Raw genomic sequence first — 13,577 nt, 5'->3', positions numbered from 1 at the left:
CTGTGTGGAAATACAAGCCCCCCAGGGTTCGTCGCCGATGGCCCGGCGGTACGGTATCTTGGGTCTACTAAGCACTTTTTTCACGATGTGGATAAAATTTGTCGTGAGCAACCCTCAGGAGAGCAAAGTTATGGCGGAAAAAGCCCCCGGAGGCGTGCAGTCCGTTGAACGCGTTTTCGAACTTCTGGAACTGATTACTGATGCCGGCGGCGACGTCACGCTCAGTGAACTCTCGTCCTCCACCGATCTGCCGCTTCCCACCATCCACCGGCTGCTGCGCACACTGGTCTCCCTGGGCTATATCCGGCAGCTGCCGAACCGCCGGTATGCCCTGGGCCCGCGCCTGATCCGCCTGGGCGAAGCGGCAAACAAGCAGCTGGGTGCGCTCGCCCGGCCGCAGCTCCAGTCCCTCGTGGAACGGCTCGGCGAAACCGCCAACATGGCCGTGCTGGACTCCGACATGGTGATGTACGTGGCCCAGGTCCCGTCCCTGCACTCCATGCGGATGATCACCGAAGTGGGCCGGCGCGGTTATATGCATGCCACCGGCATGGGCAAGGCGATCCTGGCCCAGCTGGACGATGAGACGGTGCGTGGCATCGTCACCCGGAAGGGTATGCCCACGCCCACGCCGAAGAGCATCGGCGACGTCGAGTCCCTGTTCGCCGACTTGAAGCTGATCCGCAGCCGCGGCTATTCCATCGATGAGGAAGAGCAGGAGATCGGCGTCCGCTGCTTCGCCATTGCCATCCCCAATGCGCCGACCCCCGCGGCGATTTCCGTCTCCGGGCCCGTTTCCCGCGTGGACGAGTCCTTCGCGGACCGGGCGGTGCCGTTGCTGCGCGAGGCAGCCCTGGCGATCTCCCAGGACCTCAACAAGAGCTGAAGCCCCCGCGGCCGTGCTGCAGTTTGCCAGGCCAGGTTGCGGCCCCTTTCCCTTCCGGGGAGGGGCCGCAACGCTCAGGCCGTTGGTGGCTTTCGTGGCTAGTGTTCGGAGGCCGCGGCGGACTCCACGGGCACTTCCTTGCCGTCACAGTCGATCAGCTTGCCGTTCTCATAGCGGTCGCCGTCGGCGAGGCACTTGAGGTCTTCCTCGCGGATGACCCGGCCTGTTCCGGCGACGAAGACCGACTGGTCCTCCGAGTTGCCCTTCTTCAGGTGGTTGAAGAGGAGGTTCAGCGAGATGGCCATGACGGCCGCCGAGCTGATGCCGGAGTGGAAAATCGTTCCGAACCAGCTGGGGAATTTGTCGTAGAACGTAGGGGCGGCGATCGGGATCATGCCGAAGCCGATGGAGGCGGCGACGATGATCAGGTTCATGTTGTTCTTGTACTCCACCTTGGCCAGCGTGCGGATGCCGCTCGCGGCCACCGTGCCAAAGAGCACGATCCCGGCGCCGCCCAGGACGGCCGTGGGAACCGCCGCGACCACGCGGCCGAGCACCGGCAGCAGGCCCAGCAGCACCAGGATGACGCCGCCGGCCGCCACCACATAGCGGCTCTTGATCTTGGTGACGGCGACCAGGCCGACGTTCTGGGCGAACGCGCTCTGCGTGAAGGAACCGAAGACCGGCGCCACGAGGCTGGAAACCATGTCGGCCCGCAGGCCCGCGGCGATCCGCTTCGAGTCGACCCGGGTGCCCACGATCTCGCCGACGGCCAGGATGTCGGCCATGGTCTCGGTCAGGATCACCAGAACCACGATCAGCATGGAGATGATGGCGGCGGCCTCGAAGGTGGGTGCACCAAGGTGGAACGGTGCGGGGAAGGCCACGATCGGGCCGTCGCCGACCTTCGAGAAGTCCGCCATTCCCGTCACGACGGCGATTCCCGTTCCGATCACCATGGCCAGCAGGATGGACAGGCGGGAAATCGTGGCGCTGCCGACCTTGCTCAGCAGGAGCACGAGGGCCAGGGTAATCCCCGCCAGCCCAATGTTGGCCACGCTCCCGTAGTCCGCGGCCTTCTTGTTTCCGCCCATGGCCCAGTTGGCCGCCACAGGCATCAGCGTGAGGCCGATGGTGGTGATGACTGTTCCGGTGACCACCGGCGGGAAGAACCGGACAATCTTGGAGAACACCGGCGCGATCAACAACCCGATGGCTGCCGAGGCAATGACGGCGCCGAAGACTGCCGGGAGGCCCCCTCCGCCGGTGACGATGGCGACCATGGTTGCCACGCTGGCGAAGGACACGCCCTGTACCAGGGGAAGTTGGGAGCCGAAGAACGGCACCCCGAGGGTCTGGAGCAGTGTTGCGAGGCCACCCATGAACAGGGCGGCGGCGATCAGGACCCCGACGTCGGCCGGAGCCAGGCCGGCGGCCTGGCCGACGATCAGCGGGACGGCAATGATGCCGCCGTACATGGTCAGGACGTGCTGGAAGCCGTAGGCGAAGCTGCTTCCGATGGAGAGCCGTTCGTCCTCGGGACGGGCAGTGCCGCCGGTCCGAGGCGGCCGCGGTGGCCGGGCGGTCAATTTTTTACGTGCGTTCATGGCAGACCTTCTTGGTTCATGGCGGACGTCGTCGTCCGGCTAACAATGTCTGGCTAACGTTTCTGGCGTGCCGGCGCCGGAAAGCCCGGGCCGGCTGGCTCGGGGGACCTAGCAGAAGCCGGCGATCCCGGCCCAGGCGATCTCCGCCGGGGCGGCGTCTTCACGCTGGACCGTGGCCTCAATCAGGCCGTAGGGGCGGTCGGCGGCAAAGAAGACCTCGTTGGGGTTGTCGAGGCCAAACGGCGAGAGGTCAACGAGGAAGTGGTGCTTGTTGGGCATGGAGAACTTGATCTCGTCGATCTCGGTGTGCGCCTCCAGGACCTTGGCCCCCATGTCGAAGAGGGTCTGCTGCAGGGCATGGGAGTACTTTTCGCTGAACCCCTCCAGCAGCAGGCTCTTGACGTCCTCATAGCTCTTGTTGAAGTCGAGGGTGCCGAAGTCGGTGCCGGCCCTGAAACGCCAGCGGGCCGATACGTCCGTGGCGAGAATACGGTCGGACGTTTCCGGCAGGGTGGTGTACTTGTCCCGCGGGAAGCCGCTGAACCCGGACTGGGTCGACTTCAGCACGGTGAGGTCCTTGAGGCCGGCAATGAGGTGCTCGGTCCCGCCGTCGCGGACAAGGACCGCGGTGCGGACTTCCTGGCCGCTGCGGACGAAGGAATGGTCGTGCCCGGCACCGTGGGCCTGGATCCGGTCCCACTTGTAGGACTCGGCCGCCCAGCGGCCGCCGGTGACCCAGTCGAAGTTCGAAGTGAAGTGCTTGCCCAGCCGCAGCAGGAAGGCCTCCGGGGAGCCGATTCCCTCCCGGGCGAAGGCGTAGATGGTGTTCTTCTGGGTGTCCGTGGCCACCACGTGGGCGTTGTCGCCTTCGAGGTGGGCCGCCGCGAAATCCCCGCGCAGCTGCGAGGTGACGTTCAGGTCTTCGATCTCATGGCGCTCGGTGTCCCTGGTGATCTTGACGACCCGGACTTCGGCTTTTCCGTACTGGTTGTGGCCGAGGACGATCTTGTTGCTCATGGTCTGATTCCCAACTTCAGGTATGTGGCACCAAAGTCCCACATAGAAATTAAGCGCTTGTTTCCCGCGCGTTTCTCATTCCGTCGGCCCACAAAAAATGAGCCGACATCAGTTGATGCCAGCTCATTACGACCCTGCCTGCTGCTCCCAGGTTACGTGACCTGCGCCACGAATTGGGATTAAGCGTAGCCCGGTCTCCGCGTGGTGTACATCACTTTTCGAAAAATCGGTTTGTGACCGGAATGGCCGCGGCCCTTGAGTGCACCCTTGACCGCCGACTCCATCGGCTCTACCCTTTTCCATATAACAATAAATTATTTCCAAATTGTGGAACTTCGCTGGAATGATTCAACCCGGTGCGAGGAAGTAGCCACACATTGAATGAGGAGGAGTCCGTGGACTCGCAAGAGAAGGACAGTGCCGTTGGTTTTCCGGCGCCCGGCCAGGAGCTGTACCTGCCGTTCGGCGCAACCGACCCGGACTTCTACATTCCGGCCGACTGCGAGCGGACGGACCGCGGCTTTTCCCGATGGCTCCGCGCTTTGCCGCTCTTTGGGCGGTAGGGCGTTTCTTAGGACCGTGGCGAAGTAGGACGGTAACGAAGCAGGGCCGTAGCGAAGCAGGACGCGGGCGTGAAGACCCGGAAATAGAGATTTCACATAACGAAACCGGGCTTCCGCCAAAATAGGGCGCGCCGTGCCGAGGTCCCGGTGCTACTGTCAATCTTGCCAACGGCGGGCGGCCCGGGATCCGGGAAGCTATCTACCAGGCGCAACCTTCAAGGCACATGCTGAAGACTGGTCACCGTCGCATCCGGCCCTTGCATTCCCGTCGCGGTGTACCGGCTTCCGCAGGTAGGGAGTGGCGGCATGACTACAACCGATACGGCCCAGAAGTTCCTGGCGAGATCCATCGAGTTGGCCACAGCCAACGTCCTGAACGGCGGCGGCCCGTTCGGTGCGGTGGTGGTCACTGCGGACGGGCACGCGTTCGACGGCGTCAATCGCGTCACTGCCACCAACGATCCCACCGCTCACGCCGAAGTCACGGCCATCCGGCGCGCGTGCAGTGAACTGGGCACGTTCGACCTCAGCGGAGCCACGCTCTACTGCAGCTGCGAGCCGTGCCCCATGTGCCTGGCGTCCGCGCTGTGGGCTCGGGTGTCACGTGTGGTGTTCGCCGCCGACCGGCACGATGCCGCGGCCGCGGGGTTCGATGACGCCCTCTTCTACGAATATTTCGAAAACGATCAGCGCGGCGCGCTCATGCCGGTGGGCAGGCTGAACCTCACAGACCCGCAGGCTCCCGCGGCCCTGGATCCCTTCAAAGCCTGGAACTCGCTCGAGTCCAGGACCGACTATTAGCGCCGGGGACTGCGGCCATGTTGGATCTGCTCCCGCACTTGGGCACCTGGCGGCCTGCCGCGTTAGGGCAGCGCTGCGCAGTGGCCACCGTGGTGGGCACCGCCGGCTCGGTGCCGAGGCCGGTGGGCACGTCCATGCTGGTCTCGGAGGCCGGCGAGGTGCTGGGCAGCCTGTCCGGCGGCTGCGTTGAAGGGGCCGTGGTGGAGGCGGCCTTGGAGGCGCTGCGCGACGGCGGGACGCGCCGGGAGTTCTTCGGCTACAGCGCCGAGGACGCGTTTGCCGCCGGGCTGACCTGTGGCGGCGGGCTGGAAATCCACATCGAACCCCTGGGCACAGGGCCGGGCCGGCTGCGGCTGGACAGCCTGCACGCCCTGGCCGGGAGGCCCCCGGCCGGCGGGGCGGCGCTGATCCGCAGGGTGGACGCCGGCGGAGGCGGCGCCGTCGTGGTTCCTGACCCGGCGGCCTTCCGGGTGCTGCAGTCGGCCGAGCTCGCTGCGCTGCTGGGAGCAGGCGGTTCCGCCGGTGCCGGCATGCTGCTGGGGGCGGCCGCGCAGCTGGAACCGCTGCTGAGGGGTGGCCGTACCGGGCTGGTCCGGATCGCGCCCGCGGGGGACTGCCAGCCGGAACCAGTGAGCCTGCTGGTGGAGAGCCGGCTGCCCGCGCCGCGCCTGCTGATCTTCGGCGCCAACGACTTTGGTGCGGCCCTGGTGCCGGCCGCGAAACTCCTGGGCTTCCACGTCACGGTGTGCGATGCCCGCCCGGCGTTCGCGCAGCAGGACAGGTTCAGCGCCGCGGACGAGGTAGCCACGGCCTGGCCGCACCGGTACCTGGCGGACCAGGCGCGCGCCGGCCGCACCGACGCCCGGACGGCCATCTGTGTGCTCACGCATGATCCCAAATTCGATGTCCCGCTCCTGCAGGCCGCGCTCGGCCTGGACGTGGCCTATGTCGGCGCCATGGGGTCCAGACGCAGCCATTGCGCCCGGATCGATGCCCTGCGGCAAGCCGGCGTGGCCGATGCGGACCTGGCACTGCTGCACTCACCCATCGGCCTGGACCTCGGGGCCCTCACGCCCGGGGAGGTCGCGGTGTCCATCGCGGCAGAACTCGTGGCCAGCCGGAGCAGGGCCGCCGGGCCGGCCCAGGGCAGCGTGTCCCTGAAGGACACCAGCGGCCCTATTCACCGGTACGCCCCAGATCATCAGAACGGCAGTCATCAGAACAGCAGTCATCACGAGAGCAGCCGTCATGACGGCAGCAATCGTTTCGACAGCAGCGCCGGCATGCCCGAACCTCAGGAGGCCCCGTGGACCTGAACACCATCGAGGCCGTGGTCCGCACCGCGGATCCGGCGCAGTGGCGCGAAGGCGACGCCTGGCTCGCGGGTGGCACCGTGCTTTTCTCCGCCGGGAGCCCTGACTCCGGACCGGAACCACTCCGGCGTCTCCTGGACCTCGGCTCTACGGACTGGACACCCGTTGCCCTTTCGGCGGCGGGCATCGAGCTGGCGGCAACCTGCACCATCGCGCAGCTGTATGCGTTCCCTGATTCGGACGCGGGCCGGGGAGTGGCCGGGGACTGGCCCGGCGTGGAGCTCGTTCGCCCCTGCTGCGAGTCCTTTGTGGCTTCCTTCAAGGTCTGGACCATGTCCACGGTGGGCGGCAATCTGTGCACCTCCCTGCCGGCCGGGCCCATGATCTCGCTCTGCGCGGCGCTCGACGGCACGGCCACCATTTTGGGTCCCGACGACGCCTGCCGCACGCTCCCGGTGCTGGACTTCGTCACGGGCGACGGGACCAACGCCCTCGCTCCCGGCGAGCTCCTGCGCAGCGTGATCCTGCCGGCGTCGGCCCTGTCCTCACCGGTGGCCTTCCGCCGACTGTCTCTGAGCAACCTGGGCAGGTCCGCGGTGCTGCTGATCGGAAGACTCGACGCCGGCGGCGCCTTGGTCCTGACCGTCACCGCAGCCACCAAGCTTCCGGTGCAGCTGCGCCTCAAGCCCTCAGCGGCGGCGCCCGCCGGCGCCCTCTCCGACACTCTCTTCGAGGCCTTGGATGACGCCATCCCCGATGAGCTGTACCACGACGACGTCCACGGCCTGCCCGCCTGGCGCAAAGACATGACGTACCGGCTGGCCCAGGAAATCCAGGTCGAACTCACGGCCCCGGCGGGCCGCGATCGGCTGCGGGTATCCGGTGACTTCTGGCCGCCGCGTGCCAGGCCCGTGCGGACAGAGTCCCCGAACCCGGAGTCGCCGAGCGCCTCCCGGCACACCGAGTCCCCGGGCGCCGGGTCCCCGGGCGCCGGGTCCCGGACGGAAGGGGCCTGAGCATGTCAGTCGAGAGCAACGGCCCAATTGAGATCAACGGCGTCCCGACGCAGGCTCAACCCCGTCCCGGCCAGTGCCTGCGGACGTTCCTTCGGGAACAGGGGAACCTGGGCGTAAAGAAGGGCTGCGACGCTGGCGACTGCGGCGCGTGCACGGTGCATGTGGACGGGGTGCCGGTGCACAGCTGCATCTATCCTGCCGTCCGCGCCCAGGGCCGCGCCGTCACCACGGTGGAAGGACTGGCTGCCACCTGCGCCTCCAGCGGACCTGAGTACCCTGGCGGCCCCGCACTCCATCCGATGCAGCAGCAGTTCCTGGACCGGCAGGGCTTCCAGTGCGGTTTCTGCACGGCCGGTATGGTGATGACGGCGGCCACCTTCGATGATGAGCAGAAGGCGGACCTGCCGCGGAACCTCAAGGGCAACCTGTGCCGGTGCACCGGGTACACGGCCATCGAGGACGCCGTCTGCGGCAGGGGGAGCCACTCGGAACCCCCAGGCCCGGACACCCCACGCCCGGACGCCTCTCGTGCGGAACCCCCTGGTACCAACATGCCTCGTCCGGAAACCTCCGGCACGGACCCGGCAACAACGGGGCACGGCCGGCCGGAGCCGCGCCCCGGACAGCTGGGCGACGACGTTCCCGCCCCCGCGGGCCTCGCCATCGTCACGGGTCAGGCCCGCTACACCCTGGACGTCCCGGCCGAGGAACTGCCCGGTCTGCTGCACGTGAAGCTGCTGCGCTCCCCGCACGCCCACGCCCGGATCCGCTCCATCGATGCGGCGGCCGCGCTGGCGATTCCCGGCGTCGCGGCCGTCTTCACCCACGAGGACTCCCCGGCGCAGCTGTTTTCCACTGCGCAGCACGAGCTCTACACCGACGACCCTGACGACACCCGCGTGTTCGACGACGTCGTCCGGTTCATCGGCCAGCGCGTCGCCGCCGTCGTCGCCGAGACGGTGGCGGCAGCGGAGGCAGGAGTGCGGGCCCTGAAAGTCGATTACGAGGCACTGGACGCCGTCTTCACCCCGGAGCGCGCCATGCTCCCCGGGGCCCCCGCCCTGCACGGGGACAAGGACGCGGCCACGGCCCGCATCAGCCGGCCGGAGCGGAATGTCGTGGCGGAACTGCACTCCGAGCTCGGCGATGTGGCGGCCGGGTTCGCCGCGGCGGACTTCATCCACGAACACACCTACAGGACCCAACGGGTGCAGCACACGGCGCTCGAAACCCATGCGTCCATCGCCTCCTTCGGCAGTGACGGGCGCCTGCTGATCCGCTCATCCAGCCAGGTCCCATTCCTGGTCCGGCGGACCCTGTGCCGGGTCTTCGGCCTGCCGGAAGAGCAGATCCGGGTGGTGGCGGGACGGGTAGGCGGCGGTTTTGGCGGTAAACAGGAGGTGCTCACCGAGGACGTCGTCACGCTGGCCGCGCTGAAGCTCAACCGCCCTGTGCAGCTTGAATTCACCCGGACCGAACAGTTCACCGCCGCCACCACCAAGCATCCCTTCGCCATCCATCTCAAGGCCGGCGCCAGCCGCGACGGCAGGCTGACCGCACTGCAGCTGGAGGTGCTCACCAACACGGGCGCCTACGGCAACCACGCCATTGGGGTCATGTTCCACGGCTGCGGCGAGTCGCTGGCGGTGTACAAGTGCGCCAACAAGAAAGTGGACGCCCACGCCGTGTACACCAACACCGTGCCGTCGGGTGCCTTCCGCGGCTATGGGCTCAGCCAGATGATCTTCGCGATCGAATCCGGCATCGACGAGCTCGCGACAGGGATCGGCATGGACCCCCTGGAGTTCCGCCGCCGGAACATGGTCCGGGAAGGCGACGACATGCTCTCCATCAGCGACGAGCCCCAGGAGGACGTCCGCTACGGCAGTTACGGCCTGGACCAGTGCACCAAGCTGGTGGAGGACGCCCTGGCCCGTGGACGGGGGCGCTACCGTGCGGCAGGGCTCCACAGCTTGGGCCCGGACTGGGTGGTCGGGGAAGGGACGGCCCTGTCCATGATCGACACCGTCCCGCCACGCGGCCACTTTGCCCACTCCAGGCTCCGGCTCCTGCCCGACGGGACGTACGCCGTCGACGTCGGGACGGCAGAATTCGGCAACGGCACCACCACCGTCCACGCGCAGCTCGCGGCCACCGCGCTGGCCACGTCCGCCGCCCGCGTCAGCGTGCGGCAGTCCGACACCGATCTCGTGGACCACGATTCCGGTGCGTTCGGATCTGCCGGCACCGTGGTGGCGGGCAAAGCGACGCTGGCCGCCGCAGAGGAGCTCGCACTCCGCATCCGCGCCTTCGCGGCCGGGATCCGCCGCGTGCCGTCCTCCGGCTGCGTGCTGGACGGGGACGCCGTGGCCTGCGAGGGAACCCGGGTGCCCCTGACGGACATTTTCGCCGCCGCCGACCGGGCCGGCGTCGAGCTCGCCGCGGAGGGGCGCTGGGGCGGGACGCCGCGTTCGGTGGCGTTCAACGTCCAGGGCTTCCGGGTGGCCGTGAACACCGGGACAGGGGAGTTGCGGATCCTGCAAAGCGTGCAGGCGGCCGATGCCGGCGTTGTGGTCAATCCGCGCCAGTGCCGCGGCCAGATCGAAGGCGGGATCGCCCAGGCCCTCGGCTCCGCGCTTTACGAGGAGGTCAAGGTGGACGACGCCGGCCGCGTCACCACCGACGTCCTGCGGCAGTACCACGTCCCCTCGTTCGCGGACGTGCCGCGCAGCGAGGTCTACTTCGCCGACACCAGCGACAAGCTGGGCCCGCTGGGCGCGAAGTCCATGAGCGAGAGCCCTTTCAACCCGGTGGCACCGGCGCTCGCCAATGCCATCCGGAGCGCCACCGGCGTGAGGTTCTCCCAGCTGCCCATCTCCCGGGACAAGATCTACCTGGGCCTGAAGGAAAACCAACGCGGGGTCAGTTACGGCCCATCGGAGGGACCATAATGGGCCGTATCTGACCCCGCGTTGCAGTTCGGGCTTATAGTCGGACGATGGAACAGCGAATCTTGGGCAAGACCGGACGGAACGTCTCCATCGTTGGCCTGGGGACCTGGCAACTGGGCGCCGACTGGGGCACCGTCGACCCCGCGCAGGCGCAGGCCCTCCTGGCCGCCTCCGCCGAAGCGGGTGTCACGTTCTTCGACACCGCGGACGTGTATGGGGACGGGCACAGCGAACAGGCCATTGGAGCGTTCCTGGCAGACAACCCCGGCCTGGAGATCACGGTGGCCACCAAGATGGGCCGCCGGATGGAGCAGCGCCCGGAGAACTACAACCTCACCAACTTCCGCGCATGGACGGACCGGTCGCGGCGCAACCTGGGCGTCGAGCAGCTGGATCTGGTCCAGCTGCACTGCCCGCCCACGGCCGTGTACAGCAACGCCGAGGTCTACGACGCGCTGGACACCCTCGTGGCCGAGGGCGTCATCCGCAACTACGGCGTCAGTGTGGAACGGACCGAGGAAGCCCTCGAGGCCATGCGCCACGAAGGCACCGCCACCGTGCAGATCATCCTCAACGCCTTCCGGCTCAAGCCGCTGGACGAGGTGCTGCCCGCGGCGGAGGCCGCCGGGGTTGGCATCATCGCCCGCGTCCCGCTCGCCTCCGGACTGCTCTCCGGCAAATACACTGCGGAGACGTCCTTCGCGGCGGACGACCACCGGAACTACAACCGCACCGGATCAGCGTTCGACGTCGGGGAAACCTTCTCCGGCGTGGACTTCGGCCAGGGCCTCAAAGCGGTGGCCGAGTTCGAGGAACTGGTGCCGGACGGCGTCAGCACCGCCCAGGCGGCCATCGCCTGGATCGCGGCGCAGGACGGCGTCAGCACGGTGATCCCGGGCGCCCGGAATGTGGACCAGGCGCGCGCCAACGCCGCCGCGGCAGATGCCAGCGGCATTGACGACACGTTCGACGTCGGCGTCCGCGAAATCTATGACCGCTACTTCCGAGAATCGATCCACCCGCGCTGGTAGGACTGTGAAACCAACGCGGGGTCACATCCGGCCCATTGTGGGCGGTTTCTTGGGCCGTAACTGACCCCGCGTTGTGGTGCCATACCCGACGCTAGGCCGCCGGGTACCACACCCGCTTTCCCTCAACCCGTGCGAAGGAAGTCAGAGTGTGGGGTTTCGCGGACTTCTCCGTCATGATGTCCAGCACTCCGACATTCCGGGCCAGGAGGGCGTCACTGATCAGCGAGCGGTGGCAGCGCCACGGGACTGCTTCCGCGCACATGATGACGGAATCCTTGGTCCGCCTGCCCTCCAGCAGCTGGTCGATGGCCGTGGAGAATTCTTCGGTCTGCATGTAGTCCGCGTATCCCCGGAACGACGCGTTGCGCCAGGCGCCGTTGGGGCTGTCCTTTCGGGCGTGCCGCAGGCCGCCGAGGGATTCCATTCGACGGTACGTGATTCCGCAGGCCCGCACGCTCGCCGCCAGCGCGTCGCCGTTGAACTGTGGATTGTGGCGCGACTTCGGGACGGTTCGCACGTCGATCAGCTTCTTAACGCCGTGGGCCTGCAGGATGCGGATGAATTCGCCGATGGGATGAGTAGAGTGCCCCACCGTGAAGATGGTCATGTCCGTCATGTCCCCATGCTAAGGCGGCAAGGATGCCCGTGTCGGTGGAGCCGCCCGGATATTCTGGGTGACCTACCGGCTGTCAACGAAACGGACGCGGAATGACTTCATCTTCCATCGATGGCTTTGTTGAACGTCTTGCCGCCGTGGCAACGGGTCCGGAGTGCAACAACTTCTTCGATCACACCGTGCCTGGGAATGCGCAACGCCGGCGGAACCTGGCCATCTACCTGCGGGAGATGCAGGACCGCGCCCCAAAGGTCTTATTGCTGGGCGAGGCGCCGGGATTCCGGGGTATGAGGATCACCGGCGTTCCCTTCACCAACCGCACCATGTTCGAGGGCCCCGCCAACGCGTTCGGGCTGTTCGGGCCGGGAAAGGGCTACGTGCTGCCGGCGGATGCTGCGGGCATCGCGGCGGAACCGACGGCCACGGTGATGTGGGACGTGCTGGCCGAGCTGGACTTCCTGCCCCTTCTCTGGAGCGCCTGCCCGTGGCACACCCACGTACCCGGGCGGCCGCTGTCCAACCGAACGCCAAGGGCTTCCGAGGCTGCGCTGGGAACTCCGTTTTGGCAGGCGCTGTCGGACATCTTTCCCATCGAATCAGTGGTGGCCGTGGGCAATGTGGCGCACCGCAGCCTGCAGCGCAGCGGCCTGGACGTGCCGAAAATCAGGCATCCGGCCCACGGCGGCCGGTCCGGTTTCAAGCTCGGCCTCCGGGAGCTGTTAGCTCACTCGCGCTAAAACCAACGCGGGGTCAGATACGGCCCATCGGAGGGCCTTTGATGGGCCGTATCTGACCCCGCGTTGTTCTTAATTGAGGTTGTTCTTAATTGAGGGGCGTTATTCAAGGAGGTGCAGCTGGTCGGGGGAGTCGAGGTCCTCGCCGCCGGAGAGGTCGCTGCAATCCACCAGATCAACCAGGTCGGGGTGGGCCCGCAGGAAGACGCGTGCTCCGGCGTCGCCCGCGGCTGTTTCCGCGGCTTCAGCGCGAAGGCTGGCATCGAGCAGCAGCGGATGTCCCCGCTGCAGCTTCCCCTCCGCATCGCGGTAGGCGGTCGCCGTGACCCGGCCTGGCCGGTGGGCGGCCAGCAGCCGGGCCACAGTCTCCGGGGTCAGGCCGGGCTGGTCCACCAGCGCGATGAGCACGTGGTTCTCCGGGGCCGCCGCGGCAACTCCAGCCCGGAACGAACTGCCCATCCCGGTGTCCCAGCCAGGGTTGACGATGACCCGGTGCCGGCTGAGGTCGGTGGCGGCGCGGACCCTTGGCGCATCCGCGCCGAGCACCGTCACCACTTCGCGGCAGCCGCCCGCGAGCAGCACGTCAGCGAGCACTTCGACCAGCGTGCGGCCGCGGAAGGGGAGCAGCGCCTTGGGCCCGAGCCCCAGCCGCGTCCCGGCGCCGGCGGCCAGCAGCACCGCCGTCGTCCCGGGTGTTCTGCCATTGCCCGGTGCCCCGCTATCGCTCATCTGCCCACCCTAGCGCGCCCCTCAGGCGTCGCCGCCTGCTCCGCCGGTGGTGCCGGCGTTGACGTCCAAGAGCTTGTAGCGGTCCATGGCGTACGACGGCGCGCCCTCCTCGACGTCGCCCCTCGCCGCGAGCAGCTGCAGCGTCTTCACCACGACCGAGTGGGTGTCGTTCTTGAAGAAGCGGCGTGCCGCGGCGCGGGTGTCCGAGAAGCCGAAGCCGTCGGCGCCGAGCGAGGCAAACTCGTTCGGCAGGAACTGGCGGATCTGGTCCGGCACGGCCTTCATGTAGTCCGTGACTGCCACGATCGGGCCG

General features: G+C 67.6%; 12 protein-coding genes and 1 pseudogene. 8 read left to right on the top strand and 5 right to left on the bottom strand.

Features of this window, described 5'->3' with window-relative positions; translation table 11 throughout:
• Window positions 1–130: 130 nt before the first annotated feature.
• On the top strand, window positions 131–886 hold the full coding sequence (locus AC1DKQ_RS08140; protein ID WP_476885483.1) for an IclR family transcriptional regulator: 756 nt from the start codon (window positions 131–133) through the stop codon (window positions 884–886).
• 98 nt (window positions 887–984) lie between these two features.
• Here AC1DKQ_RS08140 and AC1DKQ_RS08135 read toward each other — a convergent pair whose 3' ends face one another.
• Window positions 985–2,493, bottom strand: a complete 1,509-nt coding sequence (locus AC1DKQ_RS08135; RefSeq protein WP_476918662.1) for a nucleobase:cation symporter-2 family protein — start codon at window positions 2,491–2,493, stop codon at window positions 985–987.
• 108 nt (window positions 2,494–2,601) lie between these two features.
• Window positions 2,602–3,510 (bottom strand): factor-independent urate hydroxylase, encoded by a 909-nt coding sequence (gene pucL, locus AC1DKQ_RS08130; RefSeq protein WP_476918661.1) that lies wholly within the window; start codon window positions 3,508–3,510, stop codon window positions 2,602–2,604.
• A 395-nt stretch (window positions 3,511–3,905) separates the two neighbouring features.
• On the opposite strand from pucL, the gene AC1DKQ_RS08125 reads away from it, so the two are divergent.
• The 6 genes from AC1DKQ_RS08125 (at window position 3,906) to AC1DKQ_RS08100 (ending at window position 11,185) form a co-directional block, all read left to right on the top strand.
• On the top strand, window positions 3,906–4,073 hold the full coding sequence (locus AC1DKQ_RS08125; protein ID WP_476885380.1) for a hypothetical protein: 168 nt from the start codon (window positions 3,906–3,908) through the stop codon (window positions 4,071–4,073).
• Between the two features lie 306 nt (window positions 4,074–4,379).
• Window positions 4,380–4,874, top strand: a complete 495-nt coding sequence (locus AC1DKQ_RS08120; RefSeq protein ID WP_476885379.1) for a nucleoside deaminase — start codon at window positions 4,380–4,382, stop codon at window positions 4,872–4,874.
• Window positions 4,875–4,891: 17 nt separating this feature from the next.
• Window positions 4,892–6,190 (top strand): XdhC family protein, encoded by a 1,299-nt coding sequence (locus AC1DKQ_RS08115; protein WP_476918660.1) that lies wholly within the window; start codon window positions 4,892–4,894, stop codon window positions 6,188–6,190.
• Window positions 6,181–7,203, top strand: coding sequence for an FAD binding domain-containing protein (locus AC1DKQ_RS08110; protein ID WP_476918659.1), 1,023 nt, complete (start codon window positions 6,181–6,183; stop codon window positions 7,201–7,203). The genes AC1DKQ_RS08115 and AC1DKQ_RS08110 overlap by 10 nt, the downstream gene beginning before the upstream one ends.
• A gap of 2 nt (window positions 7,204–7,205) precedes the next feature.
• Window positions 7,206–10,154, top strand: coding sequence for a molybdopterin-dependent oxidoreductase (locus AC1DKQ_RS08105; RefSeq protein WP_476918658.1), 2,949 nt, complete (start codon window positions 7,206–7,208; stop codon window positions 10,152–10,154).
• A gap of 47 nt (window positions 10,155–10,201) precedes the next feature.
• Window positions 10,202–11,185, top strand: coding sequence for an aldo/keto reductase (locus AC1DKQ_RS08100; RefSeq protein WP_476918657.1), 984 nt, complete (start codon window positions 10,202–10,204; stop codon window positions 11,183–11,185).
• A gap of 91 nt (window positions 11,186–11,276) precedes the next feature.
• Here the strand turns inward: AC1DKQ_RS08100 and AC1DKQ_RS08095 are convergent, their stop codons facing one another.
• A complete protein-coding gene (locus AC1DKQ_RS08095; RefSeq protein WP_476918656.1) occupies window positions 11,277–11,801 on the bottom strand; it encodes a DUF488 domain-containing protein in 525 nt (174 codons plus the stop codon).
• 92 nt (window positions 11,802–11,893) lie between these two features.
• Here AC1DKQ_RS08095 and AC1DKQ_RS08090 point away from each other — a divergent pair, with 92 nt between their 5' ends.
• Window positions 11,894–12,538: a uracil-DNA glycosylase gene (locus AC1DKQ_RS08090; protein WP_476918655.1), complete on the top strand. Its 645-nt coding sequence runs from the start codon at window positions 11,894–11,896 to the stop codon at window positions 12,536–12,538.
• Window positions 12,539–12,637: 99 nt separating this feature from the next.
• On the opposite strand, the gene nboR is transcribed toward AC1DKQ_RS08090, so the two are convergent.
• Entirely contained in the window at window positions 12,638–13,264 is a 627-nt protein-coding gene (gene nboR / locus AC1DKQ_RS08085; RefSeq protein ID WP_476918654.1) for a nicotine blue oxidoreductase, read from the bottom strand.
• 21 nt (window positions 13,265–13,285) lie between these two features.
• Window positions 13,286–13,577, bottom strand: a pseudogene (locus tag AC1DKQ_RS08080) (pyruvate dehydrogenase (acetyl-transferring), homodimeric type); the annotation flags it as partial.

It is taken from the genome of Arthrobacter sp. 05L421 (assembly GCF_056397785.1).
Note: the sequence above shows the minus strand (reverse complement) of the source record. Positions and strands in the feature narration are given on the sequence as shown.

Coding starts and splice junctions, on each gene's coding strand:
- AC1DKQ_RS08140 (WP_476885483.1), top strand. CDS start 131: ATGGCGGAAAAAGCCCCCGGAGGCGTGCAGTCCGTTGAACGCGTTTTC.
- AC1DKQ_RS08135 (WP_476918662.1), bottom strand. CDS start 2,493: ATGAACGCACGTAAAAAATTGACCGCCCGGCCACCGCGGCCGCCTCGG.
- pucL (WP_476918661.1), bottom strand. CDS start 3,510: ATGAGCAACAAGATCGTCCTCGGCCACAACCAGTACGGAAAAGCCGAA.
- AC1DKQ_RS08120 (WP_476885379.1), top strand. CDS start 4,380: ATGACTACAACCGATACGGCCCAGAAGTTCCTGGCGAGATCCATCGAG.
- AC1DKQ_RS08115 (WP_476918660.1), top strand. CDS start 4,892: ATGTTGGATCTGCTCCCGCACTTGGGCACCTGGCGGCCTGCCGCGTTA.
- AC1DKQ_RS08105 (WP_476918658.1), top strand. CDS start 7,206: ATGTCAGTCGAGAGCAACGGCCCAATTGAGATCAACGGCGTCCCGACG.
- AC1DKQ_RS08100 (WP_476918657.1), top strand. CDS start 10,202: ATGGAACAGCGAATCTTGGGCAAGACCGGACGGAACGTCTCCATCGTT.
- AC1DKQ_RS08095 (WP_476918656.1), bottom strand. CDS start 11,801: ATGACGGACATGACCATCTTCACGGTGGGGCACTCTACTCATCCCATC.
- AC1DKQ_RS08090 (WP_476918655.1), top strand. CDS start 11,894: ATGACTTCATCTTCCATCGATGGCTTTGTTGAACGTCTTGCCGCCGTG.
- nboR (WP_476918654.1), bottom strand. CDS start 13,264: ATGAGCGATAGCGGGGCACCGGGCAATGGCAGAACACCCGGGACGACG.